Below are 8,774 nucleotides of genomic sequence, written 5' to 3' on the forward strand. Positions count from 1 at the left end.
ATTATTTCTTGTACTCTAGAAATATATAGTGACGTTCGCACCTATATTATGATATACTTAATTGATAATAGTTATCACTGATTGGTAGGTGGTTTTATGTCCGAAACAGATTTGACCCGTGGTCCCATTATGGCGCATATTAAACGCATCGCGATTCCTTCCAGTATCGGTTTGCTCTTTAATACTTTGTACAATGTTGTAGATACCTACTACGCCGGCATGCTCAGCACGGATGCACTGGCTGGGTTGACTTTATCTTTTCCCATATTTTTTATCATCATCGCCTTAAGTTCCGGTATAGGCAGTGGTACCACTGCTCTATCCTCTATTGCTTTAGGAGAAAATTCCCTAGGTGAGTTTCACAAGCTTGCTTATAACGCCCTTCTTACAGGTATCTTTGTCAGCTTGGCTCTTGGACTAATAGGCTTTATGCTTACGCCCTATTTGTTTGCCCTAACCGGAGCCTCCGGTCCATCTATGGTATTAGGTATTTCTTATACACAGACCATATTCTTTGGTGCCGGCTTTTTTATACTTAGTTTTATTCTAAACGGTATACTCAATGCTCAAGGTGATACAAAGAGCTATCGCAATTTCTTGATTTTCGGATTTTTTATGAATCTCATTTTGGACCCACTTTTCATATTTGGTTGGTTTGGGATCCCCAAAATGGGTGTGGTTGGTATTGCCCTTGCTACAGTAGTGGTACAATTGATGGGTACTGTTTATCTCACTTACAGAGTCTTAAAAAGTCCACTTTTCAACTATAAAACTTTCATAGCTGAACGCTTATCGGCATCCACCATTATCAACCTTTTTAAGCAAGGTATGCCTGCCAGTCTTAATATGGCAACCATTGCTATTGGTGTTTTTGTCATCAATTATTTTATTCTATATTATGACAATGCCACCACAATAGCTGCTTTTGGAGCTGCAGTCCGAGTCGAGCAATTGGCTTTGCTCCCTGCACTTGGGCTTAATGTTGCCACTCTAACTATTGCCGGACAAAACTATGGTGCCAAAAAAATCACACGTATCTATGAAGTCTTAAGTAAATCCATCTGGATTGGTGTTGCCATTATGGTTATCGGTGCACTTCTTGTTTTCATTTTTGCGCCTTATGCCATTGGTGTATTTAACGATGACCCGCTTGTTATTTCGTCCGGAACAACCTACTTACGCATCGAGGCCTTGGCCCTACCGACTTATGTTATACTAAATGCCATCATTTCCGTCTTACAAGGTATTAAAAAACCCAATTTTGCAGTTTACATCGGGCTCTATCGACAGATTCTCATGCCTTTCTTCCTATTTCATCTTCTAGGCACCTATTTTGGTCTTGGCATATACGGCGTATGGTGGGGTATCGTCATTATTAATTGGAGTGCCGTTGCTATTGCTTTCTTCTTCTTCAGACGCATAGCAAATAAAGCCATTCCTTTAGCTTAAGGGTCTTCAGGAGCCCTTTTTACCCAATCCCTTCAATGCAAAAGTTCCGGCATTTTAGAAATGTCTTCTAAATACCGGAACTTCTATTTTACCCTCTCTCATCCTTAACCAACTACTCTATATCTAACATTTAAAAACAGACATTTTTTCTCTTAGTGCATCAATCGAATCATTAGACAATTCTTTTGAAACTCTTATGACTCTAGACTCTTCATTAATGCTTACAGACTTCATAGACATATCCGCTAACCCATTGGAACTCTGTGTAATAGCCGCTGCGATCTCATCCATGCTGTTGGACAATTCGTGGGTTGCACCGTCCACATTGTTGAATGCACTAAAAATATGCTCAAGCTTAGACTTAAACTGCACAGCATCTGTACTATATTGTTCACTTACCTCATACATGTCTCGATAATCCTTCATAACATCTTCTTCAAAGAATGCCATAATCTTCTCAATATCCAATGACATTTCATGCACCGTTCCTACTATGGCATCAGACACTTGTTGAATTTGACTAGCGCTTTTACTGGAAGTCTCCGCCAACTTCCTAATCTCGGCTGCTACAACAGCAAAACCTTTACCCGCTTCACCTGCTCTTGCCGCCTCAATAGCCGCATTAAGGCTTAATAAATTGGTCTGTTCACTGATACCCAATATAGCTTGGGTTAACATACCTATCTTTTCCACCTCTTTAGATTTTTCAAGTGAACGATAAATTTGTCCTTTTGTATTTTCATAAACTTCTTGTGCTCTTTGAATTTTATTGGTTACCTGTATGCCCAGTTCTGACGCACGCTGGTCACTGGCTTGAGCAAGCCTGGTACCTTCTTTGATATCTTCAGTAATAATGTGCATCGTGGATACGATTTCTTCTATGTGTGCATTAATCTCTTGAGATGAAGCACTGGTTTGTTGTGTACCTGAAGACAATTGCATTAATGTATCCGTCATATTCAGTATGTCTGAATCTAATGAATGTAACTGTTCCTCGATTGTATTGGAATGTTCAAAGACTTCCTTAGAAGAATCATTCACCGCTTGTACAACTTCACTTAAGCTCTCAATAAAAGTATTAATAGAGTGACCGATTTCCTGAAATTCATTTTTACTCTTGAGCTCAATTCTTGTAGATAAATCACCTGTTTGCGTAATTTTTCCCAGCTTGGTTAGTAACTCCTTCATAGATTTATTAATGGTCATAGAAAGTCCCAATGTAAATATTGCTGAAATAGCAACAATGAGTATGATCGCCAATAAAGATAACTTCGTACTCTCATCTAGAGTATTCTCTAGCTCAATCCTAGTATGTTCTCTTGCCAAATCCACATTAGCCTTGACACTCTCTGCAATTGGTAGGATACTATCACTAAAATTCGTGGTTTCATCTTGATATTCTAATATGGTCACAAAATAGTTGAACTTACTCAAGTAATCCTCAATATCCACTTGAATTGCATCTAAATAACCTAGCATGAGCTGAGAATCTGTTTGACTGCGTGTTTCTTCTACTAAGTCAAAAATCGCAAATATATGACCTTTGACTGTATTAATGTACTCTTCGTCATCATTATCAAGAAAATTATCACCGTCTTGGGTCGCTTGCATAAGATAATCTCTTATATCTGCAATATTGTTAGATATGCTATAGCTTTTCTTGATTGAATTTGTCGAGTTGTTGTACAATATGCCGATACCTATAATCATAATGATTACAAGGGAAAACAGAAGAGGTACCAACACTCGGATGTTAAACATTCTATTGTTATGACTCATCTTCCTAATCTTCTTTACTTTTTGTTTCTGCAAATGACTCACCCTATCTTCTACGCCTGTTTCGCGTGCATATTCCTTGTGTAAACGTCAAACACGACCGCCGCTACCAATACCAGTCCACGAATGATATATTGATATGAAACCCCTACATTCATTAAGTCCATACCTTTTGTTAATGATGCCATAACGAGTGCACCAATAATCGAACCGGTCACTTTACCAATACCTCCTGATGCAGAAGTACCACCTACAAATGCACCCGCAATGGCATCTAACTCAAAACCCATACCAGCTGTTGGTGTAGCTGATTGCAACCTGGCTGTAAATAGAATACCAGATAATCCCGCCAACATACCCATGGATCCAAATACGATATATGTGATCCTCTTAACACTTACACCGGATAATTCCGCTGCTTCCGGATTACCACCCACTGCATATATATGTCGGCCAAGCGTGGTATTATTAGTTACGAAAGCATAGATTGCTACGACAACAGCTACAATAACCGCTGTCCATGACAAACCCTTAAAGCTTGCAATCTTCCATAAAAAGAACATGATGATAGAAGAAACAAATACTAATTTCATAATAAATATCGGTAATGTTGATACGTGTAGTCGATATGAAATCTGTTTAATTCTGTTCTTCACTTCCAAAAATACAAAAAGAGCAACGACCAAACCTCCAATAATTAATGTTAATATATGTAAACCCGGAACATTAGCAATATCAGGTATATAACCATTTCCAATGGCATTGAACTGGTCATTTGCCGTAAAAATTGTTGCACTATTGGTAACTCTAATTAGCAAACCTCTGAAAATGGTCATGGCTGCAAGTGTAGCAACAAAGGCAGGGACTTTAAAACCGGCTACCAAGGTTCCTGTCCAAAATGCGCCGATCAATGTACCCATGACAAGAATAAGGGGTATCATTAAGAATACTGGCATCTCAACAATTGAGGTTAACATGGCTGCTACGGCGCCTAAAAATCCGGCAATATAACCAATAGATAGGTCAATGTGTCGGATAACAATAACTAGAGTAACACCTACAGATAAAACTGCAATATAACCGGTCATATCAATTAAGTCCGATATAACACGAGGTGTCATAAACAAACCATTGGTTAAGTTGGTAAAGATAATCATTATAAAACCTAATGCTATGTACATACCATAATCACGTATGTTTTCTTTAATCGCTTTTGTTAAATCATTAAACATTTTATTAGCCTCCTATACAGTCGCCATTTCCATTATTTTTTCTTGGGTTGCTTCTTCAATTGGTAATTCCCCTGTTAAACGTCCTTCAGCCATGACATAAACACGATCGCTCATACCAAGCACTTCCGGCAACTCGGATGATATCATTATAATACTTAATCCTTTAGCTACAAGTTCGTTCATGATGGTATATATTTCATACTTTGCACCTACATCAATACCTCTTGTCGGTTCATCTAGTATAAGTACATTAGGCTCTACAAATAGCCATTTGGATAATGCCACTTTTTGTTGATTACCACCACTAAGGTTCATTACTTTTTGCTCAATGGAAGGGGTTTTTATGTTCATTGATTCTCTATACTTTTCTGCTATTTCTATTTCTTCGTTCTTATCAATGACCATATAATTAGATAATTTACTAAGGTTGGCAACGGTAATATTTTGTTTAATATCTTGTATTAGGATTAAGCCATTACCTTTTCTATCTTCTGAAACATAAGCCAATCCTTTATCGATTGCATCTTTCGGTTTCTTCAGGCTAACTCTTTGATTGTCAACCAATACTTCTCCTGATATATCATAAGATTTTGAATTGCCAAAAACACTAAGGGCAAATTCCGTTCTACCTGCACCCATAAGCCCGGCTATACCAACAATCTCACCTTTTCTAACATTGAAATTGGCATCTTTAACAACATGCCTTCCTAGTTTCCGATCAAAAGCTGACCAGTTCTTTACCTCTAACTGTACATCTCCAAAATTCTTTTCCAGTCTTTTAGGGAATATATCATTGATTTCACGACCAACCATATACTTAATAATTTCTTTTTCATTAACTTCTCCCTGACTTGCTTTTAGAGAACAGATTGTCTTACCATCTCTTAGAACTGTTACAGTATCGGCTATGGCAATAACTTCCTTTAATTTATGTGAAATCATGATAGAAGTTACGCCTTGTTTCTTAAGATCTTTTAGTAACTCCAGTAGATTTTCGCTATCACTTTCATTCAATGCGGCTGTCGGCTCATCCAATATCAATAATTTAACCTCTTTACTTAAGGCTTTTGCAATCTCAATAAGCTGTTGTACACCCACACCAAGATCGATAATCTTTGATGCCGGATGGATTTCAAGTTTGACTTTTTTTAACATTTTGGCTGCTTCCGCTTTTGTATCATGCCAATTTATTATACCCTTTTTATGGATTTCATGTCCTAAAAAAATATTTTCATAAACGGACAAATCTGGAATCAATGCCAATTCTTGATAGATGATTGCGACACCTTTTTTTTCACTATCACTTATACGTGAAAAGTTCTGAACTTCATTATTAAGGACAATATCCCCCGAATAAGTACCATAAGGATACACACCACTTAAAACTTTCATCAAAGTCGACTTACCGGCACCATTTTCACCTACAAGACAATGGATTTCGCCTTCTTCAACTTCGAAATTAACCTGGTCCAAAGCTTTTACACCAGGAAATTCTTTTGTAATATTACGCATTTCTAATATATTTGCCATAATAGAGCTCCTATCATTCTTACATGAATTGCTTGGCAACCTACCAATTTGGTCGTGTTACGACCAGTCAATTTGGTCGTGTGACGACCAGTCAATCAAAATCTGTTATGTGTCTTTTTCAATAGAATAGTGATAAACCCATGTGGGTCTATCACTATTACTAAATTCATTTTTGAGTCATATTGTTCAATGATTTATGAATATTTTTTATAGACCGGTAAATTCAGATGCCTCATAGTATCCTGAATCAATGATGGTTTCTTTAACATTATCCGTAGTTACTGTGATAACTTGAATGTCTTTTGCAGGAACTACAACTGCGCCATTATCATATTCACCATTTGTTACGATGGTTGCACCTTCAAGAACTTCTGTTGCTGTTGAAATAGCACCTTGTACAAGGTCTCTAACGTCTTTAAGTACTGTCATGCTTTGTTTTCCATCAATTACATATTGGATAGAAGCTGTTTCAGCGTCTTGTCCTGTAACAAATATTTCTAATCCATCTTCTCTAGCAAATTGATCGTAAATTGCACGAGCTGTTCCATCGTTTGGTGCTAAGATGAAAGTTTTGCCTGATGGAGGTGCCGCTGTTATATGTGACTCTGCTTTTGACTTAGCTACTTCTGGTTTCCAATCTGTTGTGATTTGTTCAATGATTTGACCCATTTCTTCACGTGTTAATTCTGTTTTGTTCATGTATTCTACAGCTTTTGATGAGTTCTGAACAACGAATGAACCATCTGCGATCTTAGGTTGAAGGACATTCCATGCACCTTCAAAGAATAAGAATGCATTGTTGTCTGTTGCTGCACCAGCGTATAGGTATAAGTTTTCGCCTGTTCCGCCCGCTAGATTGTCAACAAGGAATTGACCTTGAGCTGCACCAACTGAAATAGAGTTGAATGTGATATAATAATCAACTGCATCTGTATTAGTTACAAGTCTGTCATAAGAAATAACTGTTATGCCTTCAGCTTTTGCTGCTTGAACCGCTGCTGCTGCTGCATCACCGTCTTGTGGTGTTATAATGAGTACTTTGATACCTTTTGCAATAAGGGTTTGAACGTTTTGCATTTCGCGTCCTGAATCACCTTGGCTAAATAAAATCTCAACACTATAATCTGTGCTGTCAAGTGCCGCTAAGAATCTAGCTTCGTCTTGTACCCAACGTGGTTCTTCTTTAGTTGGAAGAACGATACCGATATCAACTGTGCCATCTGCTGATGGTGCTGCTGGTTCTACTTCTGGTGTTTCTGTAGTTGTGTCTGGTGTTGTAGGTGCTTCCTCAGTTTTCCCACATCCTGATAAAGCCAATAAGCTCATAACAAATGTTGCAATTAATAACAATGATACTAGTTTTTTCATAATTATCCTCCATTTAAATATATGAGTTGCAGTTACAGTTATCATTATATTTAAATACGTCCATAATCACCATGGCTAGAATGCGACAAAATCATGACAAATTTAACATTCTGTTTACAATTAAGCTTTTCTTCTGTACTATTTTATGATTCATATAATGCTATTCTCTATAGATGTCTTCTTTTCTATGAAAACCATCGGCAACAACCGTCTCCATCATCGTTTCTTTGGTCACCGTCATAACATCGAGTTTTATATAAGGAATGTCCGCAACACCATTATTGATGGTCTCATCTTTATTAAGTTCTTGCCCCTTGGCTAGATCTATGGCTAGAATTGCTGCTGCTTCTGCCAACTTTTTAATAGGCTTATAGATGGTCACATGTTGAGTACCTTCTACAATTCTTTGGCATGCTGAAATATCTGCATCATGGCCTGCAACAAAGACTGTTCCTGCTTGACCTGCTTCTGCAAGCGCTCGTATCGCCGCTTCTGCTAATCGATCGTTGGCACCAATAATGGCATCAATTTGCTTTCCTTCTTCAATTAGACTGGATATTAAATCATAAGCTGGCTCCTCTCGCCAATCTTCTGCCCATATTTCCTCTATGATATCAATCTCTCCATATCTTATGTAATCCTCCAGGATGGACATATAGCCATCATTAAACATATAGGAATTGTTATCCTCTGGTGAACCGTTAATGATGACATAGTTGCCCTCTGGTGCTTGTTCAATAAGTGAGGCCGTTTGAAGAGCCCCCACCTTAACATTATCAAAGGATATGTAGGCATCAATGGTGACGCCGGTTATCAATCGGTCATAAGCAATGACTTTGATACCCGCCTTCCTAGCTTCGTTTATTGCTTCTGTTATACCATCTTTTTCATAAGGCACCACGACTATGACATCCACTTTCTGATCTATAAGCATACGAATTTGTCGATTTTGTGTCTCATTATTTTCATTGGCGTTGTAAACAATGACTTCTGCGCCTAACTCTATTGCTTTTGTCCTAAATATTTCTTGATCCCGTTGCCATCTTTCAATTACAAGATTATCCGCACAATAACCAATAACAATCTTGTTATTACCTTTGTCGATTTTTTCAATCACGAGAATAATCAACCAGATAGCACTTATGATCAACCCCAATGAAATAAATGTGACCAGCAGTAGTTTAGATCTCTTTTCATTCAACTTCATAACACCCCACCTTTATTTAAAATCTGTTGGTGATACACCTACCAGTTTCTTAAACAAACGACTAAAATAGTTTGGATCATTATAGCCAATTTTATAGCAGATCTCCTTAACTGAATAATTTTTGGTTTTTAACAGTTCTTTTGCAATATCCATTCGCTTTTCTCTAACATATTCAACAAAACTTAGGCCGATTTCTTCTTTAAATATTTTAC

Annotated in this window: 7 protein-coding genes; 1 reads left to right on the top strand and 6 read right to left on the bottom strand. The window is 37.5% G+C overall.

The window, feature by feature from the left end; genetic code table 11:
• The first annotated feature begins 96 nt into the window (after positions 1-96).
• On the top strand, positions 97-1,449 hold the full coding sequence (locus tag P0N36_RS13750) for an MATE family efflux transporter (protein ID WP_275843431.1): 1,353 nt from the start codon (positions 97-99) through the stop codon (positions 1,447-1,449).
• 123 nt (positions 1,450-1,572) lie between these two features.
• Here the strand turns inward: P0N36_RS13750 and P0N36_RS13755 are convergent, their stop codons facing one another.
• The 6 genes from P0N36_RS13755 to P0N36_RS13780 all read right to left on the bottom strand — a co-directional run.
• Complete coding sequence (locus P0N36_RS13755) at positions 1,573-3,261, bottom strand: methyl-accepting chemotaxis protein (RefSeq protein WP_275843432.1); 1,689 nt, start codon at positions 3,259-3,261, stop codon at positions 1,573-1,575.
• A gap of 17 nt (positions 3,262-3,278) precedes the next feature.
• Positions 3,279-4,457 (bottom strand): sugar ABC transporter permease, encoded by a 1,179-nt coding sequence (locus tag P0N36_RS13760; RefSeq protein WP_275843433.1) that lies wholly within the window; start codon positions 4,455-4,457, stop codon positions 3,279-3,281.
• A 12-nt stretch (positions 4,458-4,469) separates the two neighbouring features.
• Positions 4,470-5,987 carry a sugar ABC transporter ATP-binding protein gene (locus P0N36_RS13765; protein ID WP_275843434.1) on the bottom strand — a complete coding sequence of 506 codons (1,518 nt, stop codon included), beginning with the start codon at positions 5,985-5,987 and terminating at the stop codon, positions 4,470-4,472.
• Between the two features lie 207 nt (positions 5,988-6,194).
• Entirely contained in the window at positions 6,195-7,355 is a 1,161-nt protein-coding gene (locus tag P0N36_RS13770) for a sugar ABC transporter substrate-binding protein (protein ID WP_275843435.1), read from the bottom strand.
• Positions 7,356-7,515: 160 nt separating this feature from the next.
• On the bottom strand, positions 7,516-8,562 hold the full coding sequence (locus tag P0N36_RS13775) for a substrate-binding domain-containing protein (protein WP_275843436.1): 1,047 nt from the start codon (positions 8,560-8,562) through the stop codon (positions 7,516-7,518).
• A gap of 12 nt (positions 8,563-8,574) precedes the next feature.
• Positions 8,575-8,774: helix-turn-helix domain-containing protein (locus P0N36_RS13780; RefSeq protein ID WP_275843437.1), on the bottom strand; the 200-nt coding region annotated here is incomplete at its 5' end.

Origin of the sequence: Petrocella sp. FN5, assembly GCF_029210395.1 — a bacterium.
Taxonomy (GTDB): Bacteria; Bacillota; Clostridia; order Lachnospirales; family Vallitaleaceae; genus Petrocella.